Here is an 18,491-nt window from a genome sequence, read left to right on the forward strand (position 1 = left end):
CTCGGTATTCAGAACCTGCCACCTCGCCAAGCGCAGGAGTTCCCGCACTCATAGGGGCAATGCGGTCATGACGCTCGCGATACGGGACAGCGTGAACACGCGCTCGTCCTCTCGGAGATGGCACCAGGCGTGGAGGTAGGGCGGGTCCAGGACCAGTTCGCTCACGCTTCGCACGCTGTGACCGCCGGAGGCGGCGTCGTACTCGATGGTGATCACCTGACCCGTGTCGACGGCGTGGGCGAGCTGGCGCACGTCGGTGAGGGACAGCCGTTCGGCGTATCCGGCGATGATCTCCTCGGTGTCGGTCTCGAAGGGGACTCCGTTGTCCGGGTCGGGTTCCGGGCTCGTCGGAGGGGCGGCACACAGCCTGCCTGCCAGGTCCCGCAGGCAGTCGGCCCCGCTCGCCTGCCGGACGGCGCCGGACGGGAGCCGTGAACCAGCACGGCTGGGCGCGCGGCGGGGTGAGGGAACCTGCGGGGCGGCCCGGAGCCGTTCCTCCTTTTCGATGCGTACGGCGCCGTCGGCGGCTTCGGCGACGGGTGCGTAGCCCTCGGCCCGGAGCGCCGCGAGGGTCTTGGCAGCAGGGGTACGGCTGGTCAGCACGGTGGGTGCCAGTTGCCGCAGGCCGAGCTTGGCAAGCTTGCGGTGCACGGCGATCTCGGCCAGGAGCGCGGCGTCCTCGCTGTGGATCACGCAGGCCCCTTGGGCGACGCGGACCCGCCCGTGACGCCGTGCCGTGTCCGCGATCAGGTACGACAGCGGTTGTGGCAGAGGCCCGGAAGCGGCGGCGGCCAGTTCCTCGGCGATGCTGTCAGCGGTACGCCCGGTGTCCAAGGCCCGGAGGATGGTCCCGGCACTGAACCTCCACACCGATGCCGCACCGCCAGTCTCGCGGTCGGCGACGGAGTCGAGGAGCCTGGCGAGCCCGGCGCTCGGGGTCCCGGCGGCGACGGCCGTCAGGTCAGCGCCGATGAGCACCGTCCCGGTGGCTGCGGGCAGAAGCCGGCACAAGGTGGACGACAGGGCCGTCCCGTCACCGGCCAGCAGGGCCGCCCCGACGCCGGACAGGGCGCCGCGGGCGAGGACACCGAGCAGTTCCGCCTCCCGAACGACGGTCGCGAACGGCGTCACGTCCTGCGGAAGTTGATCAGCGAGCGGGCGGTGCCAGGCAACCAGCGACCCCAGATCAGAGGTACGCCGCGCCCCCTGCCCGGCCGGGAGGTCCGCCGCAGCGGTGACCAGTCCATGCCTGGCCTGCAGGCAGCCGCTGCAAGGCGGTGTCCCGGCGAGCGCGGGAAGCGTTTTGCCGTCCTCGTCGCGGGCCTGGGCAGGAGTGAGCGCCATGGTCCACCAGGCCTGAAGCAGCAGCGGGACCCGCTCTCCCGGCTCCAGTTCGGACCAGGGGTCGTACGCGTCGGTCAACGGCGCGAGATCCCCGTCCCGTGCCAGCAGCCCGGCCGCGTACGCCGTCTCCAGCACCAGGCGCACGACGGTCTCGTCACACCGCGCTGCTTTGCCGAGGCGCGACAGTTCGCGTGCCCCGACGCCACCGGACTTAAGCCGGGCGGGCGGCTTGGCCGCGCACACCGACAACACGGACGCCGCGTGCGAGGCGAACGCGGTGAGCGCGGCCGCGGCTTCCCGTTCCACTTCCTCCGAGGTGACCGGCAGCGTCCGCGCAGCGGGAGGTACGGGTTCAAACGGTGCATGCCAGCCGGGTCCGCGCAGAGCCATCGCCACCTGAGCGGGCATCCGGGCCGGCCCGTACTGGTACCGGTCCTGAACGAGTAGCCCCCGTTCCAGAGCCCACCGGGCCGCCCGCCCAGAGGTTGGCCCCGGAGAGCCGAACGCCTGGAACCGCAGCCCCTGGGACCCGGACTTCGCCAGGCGTTCGAGCAGTTCGCGAGTATCCGCTGGCGCCTGCGCGACCAGAGCGACGACGCGCTCCGCGTCACTGTGGTGATCCACCAGCGCCGCGAGCCGCTGCTGTTTGTTGCCGGGCGGCTTGACGCCCACTGAAACCAGCGTCCCGCGCAACTCTTCCGACGTCACCCCCGCCAGCAACCGCTCCAGCGGTGGGTCCAGCCCCAACGGCGCGTCCCATGCCTGCCTCAACGGCGACGCCATACACAGCGTCCCGTCGCTGTCCGGCCAGACGAGCGCGTGATCGGCCAGGATCTCCAGCGCCACGTCCAGCCCGCGGACTGCCTCCGCGTCCACCACTCCCAGCAGGCGCGCGAGCGCGTCCCGCGTCAGGGCCGTCCCCGACGCGGCCAGCGCCTCCGCCGCCTGCAGGGCAGGCCGCGCGAGCCGGGGCAGAGCCAGCGCCACCGACCCCGGATGCTGCAAGCGATCCGCCAACTCCCCCAGCGACCTCGGCTCCGGAGGCGACACCGCGTCAGGACGCGCCGCAAGCACCCGTTCCAAGCGCGGAACGTCCAGCCCCACCAACCACGACGTCAGCCTCGACCCACCTGACCTGCCGATGACGGCCCACCCCATCTCGCACGAGCAAAAACACGCCGACGCGCGCGCACGGCACAGCCCAAGGATGTCGCACCCAAGCCGACCGGATCAGGCGGTGCGCACGACATCACCCGTGAGAGGGTCGAGCGAAATGCCCTATTTGCCGTAAATAAATGAGACCAGAAATGAGACCACCACAAGACGCAGACCCCGACCGCTCTGCGGTCGGGGTCTGCGTTCTGCCTGTTCAGGCGGTGCGGAGGATACGAGATTCGAACTCGTAAGGGGTTGCCCCCAACACGCTTTCCCACTGTTCGCTACTGCGTGCGCCACGAGCCAGAGCCGGTCTGACCTGCGATGAATCAGGTGGTGGTCCGGGTTCCGAACGCCGTCGGACGGAGCTGAACGAGACCAGAACTGGGACCAGTGGCCCTCACGCGGCGTGGGGGATGAAGGCGACAGAGGAGGTGTCACCGTCGAGGGCGATGTTGAGCGACGCGTCGAGTGCGCCGGCGAGCCGGGCGAGCAGGGGAAGGGTGGGGACGGTGCCACCGAGTTCGAGCTTGGACACCTGGGGCTGCGTCATGCGGGCTCGTCTGGCAAGTTCGGTCTGGGAGATTCCCAGTTCGGTCCGGCGGTCGTACACCGCTTGCCCGAGGTCGAAGGCCATACGGATCTCCGTGCGCGTCGCTTCCACTTCGGGAGGTTCGGCGTAGCCTTCCGTGGCCTTCCGCTCGCGGGCGAGCTTCCACTGGGCGTGGTTCACGGGCCTTCTCCTTTCGTGACGTCGCGAGAGAACTCGTCGTGCGCGCTGTGGCGCTCGGCTTCGCACGCCTTCCTGGCCTGCTTGGCACGGTCCACTTCCGCATCCTCCCGCATCCGCGTCTTGCGGAACACGGTCAGCAACACGATCCGACGCTCGGGAGCGAGCCAATAGGTCAAACGGACGGCGTTGCCGTCGTGGCCGAGGCTGAATCGCAGTTCCCGTAACCCGTCGCCCAGGTATCGGGCGTAGGGCTCGGAGAGGGTGGTGGGCGCGTCGAGCAGACGTTCAGCCGCATGCTCGGCTACGAGAAAGTCGCGATCGGAGAGGGTGTCCAGCCAGCGCCGGACTTCCGGTTCGATCTCGATCTCCCAACCATCGCTTATATAGCTGACTATATAGATAGCCAAATGTATGGGCAAGCAGGGATGCGGCCGGCCAGCACATCAACCGACATCGACCGGATGCCGCCCAGCGACATGCCGCAGGCGACGGACACGAGCGAGCTCAGGCCCATCCTCCTCATCGGCTTGCACACGAAAAGCTCCCGAGGACGACTACTCCGCCTGCAGCCACGCGTCGAGTGCGGCGAAGTCCGCGGCGGTGAGGCCGTGGCGGCGGTCGACGCGGTGCAGGAGGGTGGGGGCGGGGTGATGAACCTCGGCCCAGGCGCGGTCGACTTTGGTGATCTCGTCATCGAACCAGGCAAAGGGGCGCCCGACTGCCCAGTCGAGGAGCGTGCGGGTCTTCCAGTGCAAACCGGCCGGCTCGGGCTCATCGGACGGCTCCGGCCAGGTCACCACGGGGAGCGGCGGCAGGCCCAGGAGCGGCGCGAGGCAGTCGTTGGCCTCGGACTCCCATGTGGTGGCCCACACCAAGTCGCACGGAAGAGCCAGCAACTTGGGGCCGAGTGCCGGGTCGACCCTGGCCAGCAGCGGATTCGCGCCAGCCTCCTGCGACACGTACGTCGGATAACCGTCCGGGTACTGCTCCCGCGTCCCGCCGAACGGGATGAGCGGTCCGTCGACGTCAAGAAAGAGCAGGGGCAAGGTCACATCTGCACCGTACGGGCGGCACAGGCCGACCCGGAAGCGGACCGACGACCGCCTGCCCCTACACGGCCGCGCCGCTGGCGCAACCACGAAACGTTGTTGGCCCCCGCAGCAAACTGCGGGGGCCAACAACGTCCTGCCCGGTGAGGCACTGGCGGAGGATACGAGATTCGAACTCGTGAGGGGTTGCCCCCAACACGCTTTCCAACGGGTCACCTGGGGGTCCTGCAGGGGGTGGGGGTGTTCCGACCTGGGACGGAACAGGTGACCGGGCAGCCCGTGAACGGCCCCGGACGCAGCAGAATGAGACCAGAACTGAGACCGGACTTCGCAGATTCCTCCTGGCCGGCGGCCAGAGCGCACTGCCGTCCCCGAGATAAGCCCGTTCAGCGCGCGCCGGGCGTCGCCGCTCGGGTCGAAACCTGTTCGCTCGCGTGCGATGCGACGGGTTCAGCTGTCGGTGTCCTTGGGGTGCCGGGTGGAGGCGTAGACGAGATGCACGGTCCGGCGGGGTTGGTCGATGAGATAGCGGACGCGACCGCCGGCCGTGACTTCGTACTCCCATTGCGGGTATTCCGTGCCACCCAGGGTGGCGGTGCTCAGTCGTCCGCGGAGTCGGTGCTGCCGGTCGGGGTCCTTTATGGAGGCCGGGTCGGCGCGCAGAGCCTCGTAGCAGCGCCGGGTGTTACCCGGAGCCTCCGTGCACAGGTCTCCCCAGCCTTTGGCTGCATCGTTCGTGGCGAATCGGAGGCGCCATTCGCTGCCGATCGGCGGTGGCGGAACGTCGTCGCCGCGTTTGGGGCTCATGGAGCAGGTACCTCGCCGTGGTCCTCGTCCGGGAGCGGGGCGGTCAGCTGCGCCGTAAGTTCGGGGTCCGCGAGAATCCGGGCGGTGGCACGCCACTCGACGATGACTCGGTGCAGGTTGGTGTGCACGTCCAGTTCCGCGGCGTCATGGGTTGCGTTCACCAGGTCGACGACGAAGTCGCGAACCTCCTCCGTCGACAGGTGCCGGGTCCACGGGAAGACCTCGGGCAGGGCGAGCAGAATCGCGCGGGCACCTTCGTCGCTGCTGATCAGGGCCGCGAACAGCCGCGCAGTGACGTCGGCGGTCTCCTCGCGCTGACGGTCATGGCGCTCGGTGGTGAGGTACAGATCCTCGCCGTCCCGACGCGTCACGTGAACGCGCTGGGCACGCTCGACGGCGTCGGCGACCCGCTTGGAGTTCTTCGACAGATCGGAGAACGAAACGGTCAGATTGGACATGGGTCGAGACTACTTCGGAACACATTCCGAAGTCAAGGGAGACCGTGCCTGCGCCCCCCTGGCGGCCCCGCGAAACGGCGTCGACGGGTGCCAGGGGCCTCGATAGCGTGACCGTCATGACAGTGGGCACGCAGGAGACCGTCCTGGTCCTACTCCGCGGCAACAGCGCTTCTGGGAAGTCGACCGTGGCGGCCGGGCTCCGCGCGAGGCTCGGTCGCGGTCTGGCCGTGGTCGGCCAGGACAACCTGCGCCGGACCGTCCTGCGTGAGCGCGACCGACCGGGCGCGGCGAACATCGGCCTGATCAGCACCGTCGCCCGCTACGCGCTCGATGCCGGGTACCACGTCGTCGTCGAGGGCATCCTGTACGCCGACCACTACGGCGAGATGCTCGCCCGCCTCATGGCCGATCACCGAGGCGCGACGTACGCCTACTACCTACATGTCCCCTTCGCGGAAACCCTCGCCCGGCACGCCGACAAGCCGCAGGCGGACGAGTACGGGGAAGCCGAGATGCGCGGCTGGTACCGGGAGATGGATCTTCTGCCCGGCCGCGTCGAAACGGTCATCGGCCCCGACAGCTCCCTGCCGCAATCCATCGACCGCATCCTGGCCGAATCCGGTCTGGCAGGTGCGGCCGCCAGGGACCTCTGATCACCACTCGCCGAACACCGATGGAGGGGACTGCGCGTGACAGTGGGGCGTGCCTGACCGCACCAATCCAGCTGCATCTGGTGCCACCCGGCGCCCGAAGCTGGGATCCTGCGGGGGTGTGGAGCCTCATCGCGCGGATCGGGTACTCATGGCGGGACCTCGCTCAGCCGTTGCTCACCCGAAATCGACGGCTGAGAAGAGAGGTCAGGCTGCGCCGGAAGTACGTCAAGGCGGGTGGCCGATACCGGTACGTGTCCACCGGGTTGGCGCTTTTGCTACCCCGTTCAAGGCAACGCGTCTTCCAGTGGCGCCTGCAACGGGACGCACGCAGGATCAGCACTCGCGAGTTGGAGGAGTTGCTGGGCATGGGATGGCGGGAGGCCACCACGGCCTCCTGGCTCATCGCGGCCGGGCGCCGCACCGATCTGCGCGACCAATTGGCCCGATTCCTCTACGCCGATTCAAGCGCTGACTTGGCAGATCTCGCTCTGGCGCTGGCATGCCTCGGTGGTGAACAAGACGCCCAACTGCTCACGGCCTACCTGCGTAAGGCGCTCACCCCCGAAGCCGAGGCCGACGGACAGGTCTGGTCGCTGGCCGCACTGCTCTACCTGGACGACCGGCTGGGCACTGCGCGGGCGCAGGAATTCCTCGGCGCCGACGGCGCCTGGGAGCGGTGGGCCGGCCCAGGAGAGCAGGACCTGAAGAAGACGCGGCACGAGTTCGAGCAGCTGGTTCTCCTCATGGAAGGCGGCAAACCCGATTCCCGAGAGCGGTTCGTACGGGACGGGGTCTACTCCTCCGGATGGCGGGGGTGGTGGCAACCCCCGTTCCAGTAGGAGGCCGACGGTCGGCGGGCCACGCCTGACCGTCGGCGGGTGCCGAGGGTTTCCGTGCGAGCAGCGGGGGCCATCGACGTCGTGCCCGGTGAGGCACTGGCGGAGGATACGAGATTCGAACTCGTGAGGGGTTGCCCCCAACACGCGTTCCAACGGGTCACGATGCCGTACACGAGGGAGCAGAGACGTTCTGACCTGCGGCCGAGCGAGCACCCAGGCGGGTGGTGGACGGTCCCGGACGCGGCTGAATGAGACCAGAGCTGAGACCGAGGGTGTGGGGGCGCCGGGCCGGCTTCCGCCCTGGGCGACGGGCAGGCGGAAATGTGACGGCCATTACCGTCCGCAAGCCCTGCGCCAGACCGCGCGTCGCTGAACACAAGCCAGCGATGCCGCTGTTCAGGCCATTCCCTTTCCACTTGTCGCGGTTCCTGTCCGGAATCCGCCCGACCTCCACCAAAGTGGCAGGAGGCAACAGCTGTTGATCAGCTGGTGCTCTGGGGAAATCGCTGAGCCATGGGGGTGGATCACGTATGGGCGACGCCGACGACGACCAGATACTCGACATCAAGCTCGTTGACCTGCAGACGAGCGCACCGCAGTTCCTGACGCACAGCTCGGACCTGGCGACAGCCCTGGCCAAGCTCCAGGGGGGCCTTGCCGCGGCCGGTTCGCCATGGGGCGGCGACGACCGGGGCAAGCAGTTCGAGGACCAGTACGTGCCGAACGTCACCAGCATGACGATGGCGGCCGAGATCCTGGCCCTCGGCCTGGCCAGCATCCACGACGCCATGGCCGACATGGCGGACGGCCACATAGGCAACGAGGCACTCATCCGCACGATGTTCAGCAAGAACGGGCCGAAGCCGGAACCTCCCCCGCACTCCGCGGGGGGCGGCCTGCAGTGAGCGTCGCCGACGAGGCCAAGAAGATCGTCATGAAACTGACCGGCATGTGGTGGCCGGACGCCGACGAGGGCGGCCTGCGGGACGCGGCCACCGCATGGCGGACCTTCGCCGACGACGTCGAGACACTCGCCGCCGCAGCGAACACCTCAGCCCGCACCCTGATCGAGAACAACACCGGCAAGGCGATCTCCGCCTTCGACGACCCGTTCTGGCGCCGCTACTACTACGGCAACCGCGGCTGGCTCCAGGACATGATCGACGGCGCCCGCGACCTGGCCACCGCCCTCGACCAGTACGCCGACAGCGTCCACAGCGCGGTGAAGCAGCTGGAGCACAAGCTGGACATCGTCGGCGCCACCATCGTCGCCGGGACCGCCCTCGCCTTCTTCACCGCAGGACTCACCGAAGCCGCCGCAGCGGCTGCCACCGCCGAGGTCCTGGACCTGTCCGCCACCCTGGGCGTGGCCCTCTCCACCGAGGTCGCCACGATCATCGCCACCACACTGACCACCGCCGCCATCGCCGGCGTCGAATCGATCACCGTCGACCTCGCCGTCACCCAACCCATCGCGATGGCCACCGGCCAGAGCAGCGGCCTCCACCTCGACGAAGCGACCGACGCCGCGCTCTACGGGGCCGTCTTCGGCGGCGGAGTCGGCGCGGCCGGCAGCACGATCAAAACCGTCGCCCAGAACGGCGGCCTGCAAGGCCTGCTCGACAGCCTCCACCTCCCGGACTTCCAACCCGGCCTGGCCCTCCCCAGCGGCCCCGCAGCCTCTCTCGACGACCTCGGGATGCTGATGCGAACCGGGGCGGGCGGCGCCGGACCTGGCAGGGGTCCTTGGCCCGCATCCGACTCGGTTGAAGGGACAGCGGGAGGAAAATCACTGCTGCCACCGAACTCACGACACACCGTTTCCGGTGCGGCGTCGGGCGAGGTCAAGCCGAAAAACAGCGTGATCCTGCGTGGGTACGAGCAGCAAGTGAATCAGGACGTCGCCGACATCGCCGCAGGGCAGGCGAAATACGACAAGAAGACCATGCTCTACGAAATCAACGGACGCACCTATAGGGTTGAACCGACGGGTAGGTTATATCCCGTCAATGGTCCGGGTATCGTCGAACTCGATCGGAACGAGTACGCAGCTCTCCAGCAAATATCCAAGGCTAAGGGAAATGCCGAATCCGTGCAGGCTTTCGTAAAGAATCCACGCTTCATCAACAATCCGGAAGCTATCCAGAAAGCCCAGGCAGTTTATGATGGGACGTACTGATGACCTACAACCTGCTCGTCACCGAGTCCCTGAGCGACGGTGCTGTAGCCGCAGCACTTGCCGAGTGCTTCCGAGTGGCCATCCGTGATGTCGACGTGGCCGACGAGAACGCCGATCAGGACGCGCGGAACTGGGACGCGCCGGTGCTCTGCGGGACTCACGCGGTCCGGGGCGACGTGAGGACGTCTCTGGATGTCTACGCCCAGGACAGCGTTCAGCCGCAGCCGAGTGAGGCGGAACTGGCGGCTGCGCTCGCGCGGGTGCTCGGCCGCTCGGTCCTCTACCCGGCGGAGTCGATCCGACCGAGCGCGTACTGGCTCGCGGCCGCCGACGGTACGGTCACCCGGGCCCGGCTGCTCGATCCGGACGAGGAGACGCCCGCCTACCGGGTCGATGCTGTCGAATCACCTGTTGCCGACCTCCCGAACGCCCAGGTCATCCGACTTCCCGAGATCGTGCACGACCAGGAGAAACCGACGCCGGTCAGCGACCGCTTCGCGACGTCTCTGAACGCATTGGGGACGGGTCGAACCGACGAATCCGGCTCGTTGTACTGGATGGCCGCAGCGAACCTGGGGGCGTGGGAACAGCTCGTACAGACGATGACGGACCACTGGGCTCCCGCGGGTTGGTACCCGGCGGATCTCTACGCGCAGAACCTCATAGCACGGGACGAGCTGGAGGACCTGCAACAGCAGCTTCCACAGCAGGCGGCCGAGTTGCTGGAGGCCGCGGTGGACCTGGTGGACCGGGAGTTCATCAAGCTGACCGTCCCCGATCCCGCCTGGTACCTGGACCTCAGGACCCAGGGACTGGACGTCCCCGACCCGCACGACGCAGCCTGGTGGTGGGACCGCCGCCCCGACCCCCTCCCCTGGTAGCCCCACGGCGCAACCCGACATGGCAGAGGCCCGTAGCCGTCGTGGAGGTGGACGGACAACGGCTTGCGCCCCGGTCAGCGGTGGGCTGCAGATCCATACAGGGTGAGGCCACGAACGTTGTTGGCCCCCGCCGCGAGCGGCGGGGGCCAACAACGTTCGTGCCCGGTGAGGCACTGGCGGAGGATACGAGATTCGAACTCGTGAGGGGTTGCCCCCAACACGCTTTCCAAGCGTGCGCCCTAGGCCACTAGGCGAATCCTCCGCCGCAAACAGTACAAGACGCGGGGGGGTGGTAGCGAACTCGATCGGGGTCGGGGGGATCGGGTAAGGTGGGCGGCAGCCCCTCACGTGGCGCTATCTCGCTGAACTCCCCCAGGGCCGGAAGGCAGCAAGGGTAGGTGGGCTCTGGCGGGTGCGTGGGGGGTCTTTGCGTGGGTGGGGGCCGGGTGTCGGTGGGCGCGGTTAGGCTCGGTGGCGTGTCCCTCGCTCTGTACCGCCGCTATCGTCCCGAGACCTTCGCCGAGGTCATCGGGCAGGAGCATGTCACTGACCCGTTGCAGCAGGCGCTGCGGAACAACCGGGTCAATCATGCGTACCTGTTCAGCGGGCCGCGCGGGTGCGGGAAGACGACCAGTGCGCGGATCCTGGCCCGCTGTCTGAACTGCGAGCAAGGCCCGACGCCGACGCCCTGCGGGGAGTGCCAGTCCTGCCGCGACCTGGCCAGGAACGGGCCGGGGTCGATCGACGTGATCGAGATCGACGCCGCCTCCCACGGTGGTGTCGACGACGCACGTGACCTGCGGGAGAAGGCGTTCTTCGGGCCCGCGGGCAGCCGGTACAAGATCTACATCATCGATGAAGCTCACATGGTCACCTCCGCGGGGTTCAACGCCCTGCTCAAGGTGGTCGAGGAGCCGCCGGAGCATCTGAAGTTCATCTTCGCCACGACCGAACCCGAGAAGGTCATCGGAACGATCCGGTCGCGTACGCACCACTATCCGTTCCGGCTGGTGCCGCCGGGGACGTTGCGCGACTACCTCGCGGAGGTGTGCCAGCGGGAGTCCATCCCCGTCCAGGACGGGGTGTATCCGCTGGTAGTGCGGGCCGGCGCCGGTTCCGTGCGGGACTCGATGTCGGTGATGGACCAACTGCTGGCCGGGGCGGCGGCGGACGGTGTGACATACGCCATGGCCACCGCCCTGCTCGGCTATACGGACGCGACGCTGCTCGACGACGTCGTGGACGGCTTCGCCGCCGGGGACGGCGCCGCGGTCTTCGGGATGGTGGACCGGGTCATCGAGGGCGGGCACGACCCGCGCCGCTTCGTGGCCGACCTGCTGGAACGGCTCCGCGACCTGGTCATCCTGGCCGCCGTGCCGGACGCCGTGGACAAGGGCCTGATCGACGCGCCCCGCGACGTGGTGGAGCGCATGCGCGCCCAGGCGTCGGTCTTCGGGGCCGCCGAGCTGAGCCGCGCCGCCGACATCGTCAACACCGGGCTGACGGAGATGCGCGGGGCGACCTCGCCGCGCCTTCAGCTGGAGCTGATCTGCGCCCGCGTGCTGCTGCCCGCCGCGTACGACGACGAGCGTTCGCTCCAGGCCCGGCTGGAACGGCTGGAACGGGGCGGCTTCGGGGGCGTGGGCGGAGCCGCCGTCGCCGCTCCCGTCGGTGGTACGGCCGGTGACGTCAGCAGCGGGGCCGCCGCCGCCCGGGCCGCCGCCACGGTACGTACGCCGCCGCCCGGGCCGGTCCGCGCCGCGCCGGAGCCCGCGCCCGCCCCCGCACCGGAGCCCGTAGCCGAGCCCGTACGCGCACCCGACCCCGTACCGCCGCAGGCGCCCGCCAGGCCGGGAGCCTGGCCGACCTCCGCACCGCAGAACCCGGCCCCAGCCGCGGCCCCAACCCAACAGCAGGCACCGGCTCAGGCCCAGGCGCCCGCTCAGGGGGCGGCCGGCGGGAGCGGTGACCCCTCGCGGGTGCGGCAGATGTGGCCGCAGATCCTGGACGCCGTCAAGAACCGGCGGCGGCTGACCTGGATGCTGCTGTTCAACAACGCCCAGGTCTCCGGCTTCGACGGCGAGACCCTGCAGGTCGGCTTCGACAACCCCGGCGCCCGCAACAGCTTCACCAACAGCGGCAGCGAGGACGTACTCAAGCAGGCGATCAACGACGCGCTCGGCGTGCAGTGGCGCATCGAGGCCATCGTCGACCCGTCCGGGGGCGGACCGGCTACGGGTGGCGGCGGCTTCGGAGGCGGCGGGGGAGGCGGCTCCTCGCGGCCGCCCGCGCCGCCGCAGGCCCCGGCCGCGCCCCAGGCGTACGGCGGCGGCGCGGCGAGCCCGGACGCGTACGGCTCCGCGCAGGCCGTCACCCAGGCCATGGCCCAGGCCGCCCCGCAGAGCCGCAACGCCGGCCAGGGCGGACACGGCGGGCAGAACGGCACGATCGGGCAGGGCGGCGGCGGCACCGCGACCGCCACGATGCCCCCCGGGCCCAGGTCCGCGCCCGCCGCCGCCCCGCCGCCGGAACCGCCGCGGCGGTATACCGACGAGACGCCGCCGCCGATCGAGGACGACATCCCCGAGGACGACGACCCCGACCTCGTCGATTCGGCGCTCAGCGGTCACGATCTGTTCATCCGCGAGCTGGGCGCGACCGTGATCGAGGAGATCCAGCACGACTGACCTGCGATGATGCGGACTGGTCCGGCGGGGTAATCCTTGCGGCTCACCAGTGCGCTACTCCGGGTGGAGTCCGCGCCGCAGCGATCCTCCGTACGGCGTAGGGCGCACCGCCGTACGAGCACGTAGGCTCGGCGTGTCAGTGAAAAAAGCGGTGGCCGAGCCACGGCGGCACGGATGGAAGAGCCGGCACGACAGCCGGCGCGGCAGCAGTACGACGAAGCAGACGCGAGGGCAGGAGCGAACCGTGATTCCCGGTGGTCAGCCGAATATGCAGGCGCTGCTCCAGCAGGCGCAGAAGATGCAGCAGGACCTGGCCGCGGCCCAGCAGGAGCTGGCCGAGACCGAGGTCGAGGGCTCGGCGGGCGGTGGCCTGGTGAAGGCGACGGTGTCCGGCGCAGGCGAGCTGCGGGCGCTGGTGATCGACCCGAAGGCCGCGGATCCGGACGACACCGAGACGCTGGCCGACCTGGTGGTCGCCGCCGTCCACAATGCGACCGACGCGGCACAGGAACTGCAGCAGCGCAAGCTCGGCCCGCTCACCCAGGGGCTCGGCGGCGGTCTGCCGGGCCTGTTCTGACCTGATCCCTCTCTCACTCCTGGAAGGCGTGCCGGCGTGTACGAAGGCGTGGTGCAGGACCTGATCGACGAACTGGGCAGGCTGCCCGGCGTGGGTCCCAAGAGCGCGCAGCGCATCGCCTTCCACATCCTGCAGGCCGACCCGGCGGACGTACGCCGTCTCGCGCACGTGCTGGCCGAGGTGAAGGCGAAGGTCCGCTTCTGCAAGGTGTGCGGCAATGTCGCGCAGGACGAGTTGTGCCGGGTGTGCCGCGATCCGCGCCGCGACCCGGCGGTGATCTGCGTGGTCGAGGAGCCCAAGGACGTGGTCGCGATCGAGCGGACCCGCGAATTCCGCGGGAAATACCACGTGCTGGGCGGGGCGATCAGCCCGATCGACGGTGTCGGCCCCGACGATCTGCGGATCGCGGAATTGCTCCGCAGGCTGGCCGACGGCACCGTCACCGAGCTGATCCTGGCGACGGACCCCAATCTGGAGGGCGAGGCCACAGCGACGTATCTCGCCCGGACGGTGAAACCCATGGGGCTGCGCGTGACGCGCCTGGCCAGCGGCCTGCCCGTGGGTGGCGACTTGGAATACGCGGACGAGGTCACGCTGGGGCGGGCCTTCGAAGGGAGGCGGTTGCTCGATGTCTGACACCGTGGTGAAGAAGAGCGCGGGAGCCGGCGCGGCAGGGCCGCCGCAGGCCGAGCCGTTCGTCCCGCAGGAGCCGGACGAGTTCGCCGTCCAGATCGCCGACCAGGTCGAGAGCTTCATCGTCGCGATCCGCGAGATCGCCAAGGGCGACGACCCGGACAGCGCGGTGCCGTACTTGCTGCTGGAGGTCTCGCAGTTGCTGCTGGCCGGCGGGCGGCTCGGCGCGCACGAGGACTTCGTGCCCGACGAGCGTTACGAGCCGGACGCGGGCCCCGAGCCCGACGAGGACGACCTGCGGCAGCGGCTGGCGGCGCTGCTGGAGCCGATCGACGTCTACTCCGAGGTCTTCGACCCGTACGTGCCGAGGTCGACGCCGGTGGCGTGCCGGATCTCGGACGACATGGCCGACGTGGTGGCGGACCTGATGCACGGGATGACGCACTTCACGGCGGGGCGGGTCTCCGAGGCGCTGTGGTGGTGGCAGTTCTCCTACCTGTCCAACTGGGGTTCCACGGCGAGCGCGAGCCTGCGGGCGCTGCAGTCGCTGGTCGCGCACGTACGGCTGGACAGCCCGCTGGACGAGCTGGACGGCCTGGACACCGGTGGCGACCCGGACGACGACGACGAGCTGGCCGAGGAGGCCGGCAAGGTCATGGAGGCCGAGCTGGGGACGTTGGGGCTGCGCCCCGCGCAGTGAAGCCGAGCTGCCGCTGCCCCTTCCCGGTGGCTGCTGCTCCGTCCTGGCTGCCGCACGTCCGTCCCGGCTGCCGCACGGCGGCTGACTCCGCCCCCGCTGCCGGCCATCCCTTGAGCGGCATATCTCACCATGCGATACGTGCCGGGCAGATCGGACCTGCTCGTTAAACTGGGCCGACCGATTCACCCCTGAGCGAGGAGCGCACGTGGGCCTTGTCGTGCAGAAGTACGGCGGCTCCTCCGTCGCCGATGCCGAAGGCATCAAGCGCGTCGCCCGCAGGATCGTGGACACCAAGAAGGGCGGCCACCAGGTCGTCGTCGTGGTGTCGGCGATGGGCGACACGACGGACGAGCTGATCGATCTCGCGGAGCAGGTCTCGCCGATCCCAGCGGGTCGCGAGTTCGACATGCTGCTGACCGCCGGAGAGCGGATCTCCATGGCGCTGCTGGCGATGGCGATCAAAAACCTCGGCCACGAGGCGCAGTCGTTCACCGGCAGCCAGGCCGGTGTGATCACCGACTCGGTGCACAACAAGGCGCGGATCATCGACGTGACGCCGGGCCGGATCCGTACCGCGCTCGACGAGGGCAACATCGCGATCGTCGCCGGCTTCCAGGGCGTGTCGCAGGACAAGAAGGACATCACCACGCTCGGGCGGGGCGGCTCGGACACCACGGCGGTCGCGCTGGCCGCGGCGCTCGACGCCGAGGTGTGCGAGATCTACACCGACGTCGACGGGGTCTTCACCGCGGACCCGCGGGTGGTGAAGAAGGCCCGCAAGATGGACTGGATCGCCTTCGAGGACATGCTGGAGCTGGCCAGCTCCGGTTCGAAGGTGCTGCTGCACCGCTGTGTGGAATACGCGCGGCGCTACAACATCCCGATCCACGTGCGCTCGTCGTTCTCCGGGCTTCCGGGCACCTGGGTCAGCAGCGAGCGGCCGGCAGGCCTGGCGCAGCTCACATCGCGGCTCGCGCCGCACCCCGCATCGCACCCCGCATCGCAGTCCGCATCGGAATCCGCATCGCAAGGAGACAGCCCAGTGGAGCAGGCGATCATCTCCGGCGTCTCGCACGACACGTCCGAGGCGAAGATCACCGTCGTCGGGGTGCCGGACAAGCCCGGCGAGGCCGCGACGATCTTCCGGGCCGTCGCGGACGCCGAGATCAACATCGACATGATCGTGCAGAACGTGTCGGCCGCGGCCACCGCGCTCACCGACATCTCCTTCACGCTGCCGAAGTCCGAGGGGCACAAGGCGATGGAGGCGCTCACCAGGGCGCAGAAGGTGATCGCTTTCGACTCGCTGCGCTACGACGACCAGATCGGCAAGATCTCGCTGGTCGGGGCCGGGATGAAGACCAACCCCGGGGTCACGGCGACGTTCTTCGAGGCGCTGTCCAACGCCGGGGTGAACATCGAGCTGATCTCGACCTCGGAGATCCGCATCTCGGTGGTCACCCGGGCGGACGACGTGAATCCGGCGGTGCAGGCCGTGCACTCGGCTTTCGGCCTCGACAGCGACAGCGACGAGGCGGTCGTCTACGGCGGCACCGGGCGCTGACCTCCGATTCTGACTCCGGTGCGCTGACTTCGCGCGTTAATCCAGGAACTAATTCCGGGCGAATCAGGCTGAATACGACCGAAACTGGCTGCAATTTGGTCTGGACCACTTGAATCCACCCGGTCAAACATTGGAGAATTTGCTCCCTCGTGGCTGCAACCGCAGGCCACGAGGGAGCGTCTTTGTGTCAGCGCACTGCCAGGGTGCTGTCCTGGGGTGCTGCACACCGAACGTGAACGGGGGTCGTCGGTGTAAATGGGGCGCTGAGGAAGAGCTGGTGCGCATGGGGATATTTGACGCTCCGTCGGGCGGTGTGCCTTGCGCGTACAACCCTGACGGGGGGACGCGTGTCCAACACACGTGGCGGAAGCACTGGGTATCGAAACCGCATTCGGGCAACGGGGGACGATCGCACCCGTGCGTCCGGTACGTCCGCCGCGTCCGCCGCGGACCGGGCAGGCACACGGGGGGCTGCCGGTGATCGCGCCCTGGCCGGTGGCACGGGTGGACCCGGCCCAGCCCGCCACCGCCGAGCGCGGGGACACTGACCCCGCGATGGCCGTCGGCACCACGGTCGACCACCTCACCGAGACCTACCGCGCCCACTACCGCGCCCTGCTGGGCCTGGCGGCGCTGCTCCTCGACGACACCGCCTCCTGCGAGGACGTCGTCCAGGAGGCCTTCATACGGGTGCACTCCGCACGCAGCCGGGTCCGCGATCCCGAGAAGACCCTTGCCTACCTCCGCCAGACGGTCGTGAACCTCTCCCGCTCCGCACTGCGCCGGCGCCTCCTCGGCCTGAAACTCCTCTCCAAGCCCATGCCCGACATGGCCAGTGCCGAGGAGGGCGCGTACGAGCTGCTGGAACGCGACCAGCTCAAGGCCGCGATGCGCTCGCTGCAGCGCAGGCAGCGCGAGGTGCTGGTACTGCGCTACTTCGCCGACATGACCGAGGCCCAGGTCGCCGAGACGCTCGGGATCTCGCTCGGCTCGGTGAAGGCGTACGGCTCGCGGGGCATCGCCGCCCTGCGGGTCGCGATGGAGGCAACGGCATGACCACCCCCGACTCCCGGGACGACGCACACGGCATGGACCCGCACGACTCCCCCGCACACGACTCCGCGTCCGAGCCTGCCGCCTCGGCTGTCCCGTCCGCCTCGCCCGAACCTGGCGGCGCCACCGACGCGGACGGCCCGGCCGACGAGAGTGCCGAGGAAGCGGCGCTGCGCGACCTCCTGCACGGGGCCGTCCGCGACCTCAGGCCCGCGTCCGACGCGCTGGAGCACCTGCGGCGGGCCGTACCCGCCCGCCGACAGCACCGCCGGCAGGCGCTGGCCGGCACCGCCGCCGCCGTGCTGCTCGTCGGCGCCGCGGTGCCCGCGCTGATCCGCGCCGCCGCGACCGGCGGCAGCACCACCGCCGCCCCCGCCAACGCGGCCAGCACGCACGCCGCCCGGACGGGCGAGGACGGCCACGTCGACGGCTGGGGCACCACCGGCGACTCCGGGCAGTCCGACCACCAGAAGGACAGCGGCGGCCAGGGCAGCAAGGCCCCCTCCCGGGGCGGCACCGACGGCCCGTCGAGCGTGGCCACCAGCCCGGGCGGACCGCCGCCCGTCAGCACCCCCGAGTGCTCCGCCGACCAGCTCGGCCAGGGCGCCAGCAGCGCCGCCTCACTCGACGCCACCGGCCGGGCCGACGGCTGGTTCCGCGTCGCCAACGTCTCCTCCACCGCCTGCCTCGTGCCGCCGGGACCCGCCAAGGTGCAGCTCTTCGCGCTGGGCACCGCCGACCTGTCGCAGATCAGCGTGGTCAGCCACACCCCGGGCGACCCGGCCACCGAGCTGCCCGCCACCTCGGACGCCACTCCCCTGGTGCTCGCGCCCGGCGCGGACTACGAGGTCGCCTTCGCCTGGGTGCCCGCCGACGCGGGACCGGGCGGCTGCTCGCAGCCCACCTCGCCGCCGGCCACGCCGACCCCGACCGAGACCCCGACGAACACCGCGCCGCCGGACCCGGACGGCGCGGGCGCCGCCGAGAACCCGATGGAGATGCCCAACGGCGCCCCCACCGGGCAGGCCGCCGACGTCTCGCTCCGCCACACCCCGGCCGCCGGCGCGCCCGTCGTCTTCGGCCCGACCTTGCAGGGCGCCTGCGCCGGCACCATCTACACGACCGCGCCCGTGGCCGCCGCCGTGTCGGACGCGCCGCCGTCGTAGCAGGCGGGGCGAG

18 protein-coding genes, 1 tRNA gene and 1 other RNA gene are annotated in these 18,491 nt (G+C 69.9%); 13 read left to right on the top strand and 7 right to left on the bottom strand.

The genetic code is table 11. The features are described 5' to 3' along the window. Window positions 1–48: 48 nt before the first annotated feature. From BUE44_RS07680 to BUE44_RS07705, 6 genes are all read right to left on the bottom strand, one after another. Window positions 49–2,448: a helicase-associated domain-containing protein gene (locus BUE44_RS07680; RefSeq protein WP_322939729.1), complete on the bottom strand. Its 2,400-nt coding sequence runs from the start codon at window positions 2,446–2,448 to the stop codon at window positions 49–51. A 451-nt stretch (window positions 2,449–2,899) separates the two neighbouring features. Beyond that, on the bottom strand, window positions 2,900–3,232 hold the full coding sequence (locus BUE44_RS07685) for a helix-turn-helix domain-containing protein (RefSeq protein WP_073495165.1): 333 nt from the start codon (window positions 3,230–3,232) through the stop codon (window positions 2,900–2,902). Continuing rightward, window positions 3,229–3,615 carry a type II toxin-antitoxin system RelE/ParE family toxin gene (locus BUE44_RS07690; protein WP_073495459.1) on the bottom strand — a complete coding sequence of 129 codons (387 nt, stop codon included), beginning with the start codon at window positions 3,613–3,615 and terminating at the stop codon, window positions 3,229–3,231. Before BUE44_RS07690 ends, BUE44_RS07685 begins: the two co-directional genes overlap by 4 nt. A gap of 171 nt (window positions 3,616–3,786) precedes the next feature. Further along, window positions 3,787–4,284: an HAD domain-containing protein gene (locus BUE44_RS07695; protein ID WP_073495167.1), complete on the bottom strand. Its 498-nt coding sequence runs from the start codon at window positions 4,282–4,284 to the stop codon at window positions 3,787–3,789. Between the two features lie 447 nt (window positions 4,285–4,731). Further along, on the bottom strand, window positions 4,732–5,088 hold the full coding sequence (locus tag BUE44_RS07700) for a hypothetical protein (protein ID WP_073495170.1): 357 nt from the start codon (window positions 5,086–5,088) through the stop codon (window positions 4,732–4,734). After that, a complete protein-coding gene (locus BUE44_RS07705) occupies window positions 5,085–5,546 on the bottom strand; it encodes a prevent-host-death family protein (RefSeq protein WP_073495172.1) in 462 nt (153 codons plus the stop codon). Before BUE44_RS07705 ends, BUE44_RS07700 begins: the two co-directional genes overlap by 4 nt. A 116-nt stretch (window positions 5,547–5,662) precedes the next feature. Between BUE44_RS07705 and BUE44_RS07710 the strand changes: the two genes are divergently transcribed. The 5 genes from BUE44_RS07710 (at window position 5,663) to BUE44_RS37790 (ending at window position 10,098) form a co-directional block, all read left to right on the top strand. Then, on the top strand, window positions 5,663–6,199 hold the full coding sequence (locus BUE44_RS07710) for an AAA family ATPase (RefSeq protein ID WP_073495175.1): 537 nt from the start codon (window positions 5,663–5,665) through the stop codon (window positions 6,197–6,199). Window positions 6,200–6,219: 20 nt separating this feature from the next. Then, the gene (locus BUE44_RS38390; RefSeq protein WP_235001959.1) at window positions 6,220–7,038 is read left to right on the top strand and encodes a DUF6000 family protein; all 819 of its coding nucleotides are present in this window, start codon (window positions 6,220–6,222) and stop codon (window positions 7,036–7,038) included. Between the two features lie 530 nt (window positions 7,039–7,568). After that, entirely contained in the window at window positions 7,569–7,943 is a 375-nt protein-coding gene (locus BUE44_RS07720; protein WP_073495179.1) for a hypothetical protein, read from the top strand. Continuing rightward, window positions 7,940–9,217 carry a WXG100 family type VII secretion target gene (locus BUE44_RS07725; RefSeq protein ID WP_073495181.1) on the top strand — a complete coding sequence of 426 codons (1,278 nt, stop codon included), beginning with the start codon at window positions 7,940–7,942 and terminating at the stop codon, window positions 9,215–9,217. Before BUE44_RS07720 ends, BUE44_RS07725 begins: the two co-directional genes overlap by 4 nt. Next, window positions 9,217–10,098, top strand: a complete 882-nt coding sequence (locus BUE44_RS37790) for a hypothetical protein (RefSeq protein ID WP_073495184.1) — start codon at window positions 9,217–9,219, stop codon at window positions 10,096–10,098. Before BUE44_RS07725 ends, BUE44_RS37790 begins: the two co-directional genes overlap by 1 nt. 174 nt (window positions 10,099–10,272) lie before the next feature. Here BUE44_RS37790 and BUE44_RS07735 read toward each other — a convergent pair. Further along, a tRNA-Ser gene (locus BUE44_RS07735) sits at window positions 10,273–10,360 on the bottom strand. A 73-nt stretch (window positions 10,361–10,433) separates the two neighbouring features. Here BUE44_RS07735 and ffs point away from each other — a divergent pair. From ffs to BUE44_RS36350, 8 genes are all read left to right on the top strand, one after another. Next, window positions 10,434–10,530: signal recognition particle sRNA small type (ffs, locus tag BUE44_RS07740), an RNA gene on the top strand. Window positions 10,531–10,574: 44 nt separating this feature from the next. Then, window positions 10,575–12,785 carry a DNA polymerase III subunit gamma and tau gene (locus tag BUE44_RS07745; RefSeq protein WP_073495186.1) on the top strand — a complete coding sequence of 737 codons (2,211 nt, stop codon included), beginning with the start codon at window positions 10,575–10,577 and terminating at the stop codon, window positions 12,783–12,785. A gap of 244 nt (window positions 12,786–13,029) precedes the next feature. Then, on the top strand, window positions 13,030–13,362 hold the full coding sequence (locus BUE44_RS07750) for a YbaB/EbfC family nucleoid-associated protein (RefSeq protein WP_073495188.1): 333 nt from the start codon (window positions 13,030–13,032) through the stop codon (window positions 13,360–13,362). A gap of 36 nt (window positions 13,363–13,398) precedes the next feature. Next, window positions 13,399–13,998 carry a recombination mediator RecR gene (gene recR / locus BUE44_RS07755; protein WP_073495190.1) on the top strand — a complete coding sequence of 200 codons (600 nt, stop codon included), beginning with the start codon at window positions 13,399–13,401 and terminating at the stop codon, window positions 13,996–13,998. After that, window positions 13,991–14,695 carry a DUF5063 domain-containing protein gene (locus tag BUE44_RS07760; protein WP_079189554.1) on the top strand — a complete coding sequence of 235 codons (705 nt, stop codon included), beginning with the start codon at window positions 13,991–13,993 and terminating at the stop codon, window positions 14,693–14,695. Before recR ends, BUE44_RS07760 begins: the two co-directional genes overlap by 8 nt. A 205-nt stretch (window positions 14,696–14,900) precedes the next feature. Beyond that, a complete protein-coding gene (locus BUE44_RS07765) occupies window positions 14,901–16,259 on the top strand; it encodes an aspartate kinase (protein WP_073495192.1) in 1,359 nt (452 codons plus the stop codon). 360 nt (window positions 16,260–16,619) lie between these two features. Further along, window positions 16,620–17,315 carry a SigE family RNA polymerase sigma factor gene (locus BUE44_RS07770; RefSeq protein ID WP_407640008.1) on the top strand — a complete coding sequence of 232 codons (696 nt, stop codon included), beginning with the start codon at window positions 16,620–16,622 and terminating at the stop codon, window positions 17,313–17,315. Continuing rightward, the gene (locus BUE44_RS36350; protein ID WP_073495196.1) at window positions 17,312–18,478 is read left to right on the top strand and encodes a hypothetical protein; all 1,167 of its coding nucleotides are present in this window, start codon (window positions 17,312–17,314) and stop codon (window positions 18,476–18,478) included. The genes BUE44_RS07770 and BUE44_RS36350 overlap by 4 nt, the downstream gene beginning before the upstream one ends. The last annotated feature ends 13 nt before the right edge of the window (window positions 18,479–18,491 follow it).

The organism is Actinacidiphila paucisporea (assembly GCF_900142575.1).
Lineage (GTDB): Bacteria > Actinomycetota > Actinomycetes > Streptomycetales > Streptomycetaceae > Actinacidiphila > Actinacidiphila paucisporea.

Excerpts from the sequence above, each read along its gene's own strand:
- BUE44_RS07700 (WP_073495170.1), bottom strand. The coding sequence starts at position 5,088 with ATGAGCCCCAAACGCGGCGACGACGTTCCGCCACCGCCGATCGGCAGC.
- BUE44_RS36350 (WP_073495196.1), top strand. The coding sequence starts at position 17,312 with ATGACCACCCCCGACTCCCGGGACGACGCACACGGCATGGACCCGCAC.
- BUE44_RS07710 (WP_073495175.1), top strand. The coding sequence starts at position 5,663 with ATGACAGTGGGCACGCAGGAGACCGTCCTGGTCCTACTCCGCGGCAAC.
- BUE44_RS07720 (WP_073495179.1), top strand. The coding sequence starts at position 7,569 with ATGGGCGACGCCGACGACGACCAGATACTCGACATCAAGCTCGTTGAC.
- BUE44_RS07705 (WP_073495172.1), bottom strand. The coding sequence starts at position 5,546 with ATGTCCAATCTGACCGTTTCGTTCTCCGATCTGTCGAAGAACTCCAAG.
- BUE44_RS07760 (WP_079189554.1), top strand. The coding sequence starts at position 13,991 with ATGTCTGACACCGTGGTGAAGAAGAGCGCGGGAGCCGGCGCGGCAGGG.
- BUE44_RS37790 (WP_073495184.1), top strand. The coding sequence starts at position 9,217 with ATGACCTACAACCTGCTCGTCACCGAGTCCCTGAGCGACGGTGCTGTA.
- BUE44_RS38390 (WP_235001959.1), top strand. The coding sequence starts at position 6,220 with ATGGAGGGGACTGCGCGTGACAGTGGGGCGTGCCTGACCGCACCAATC.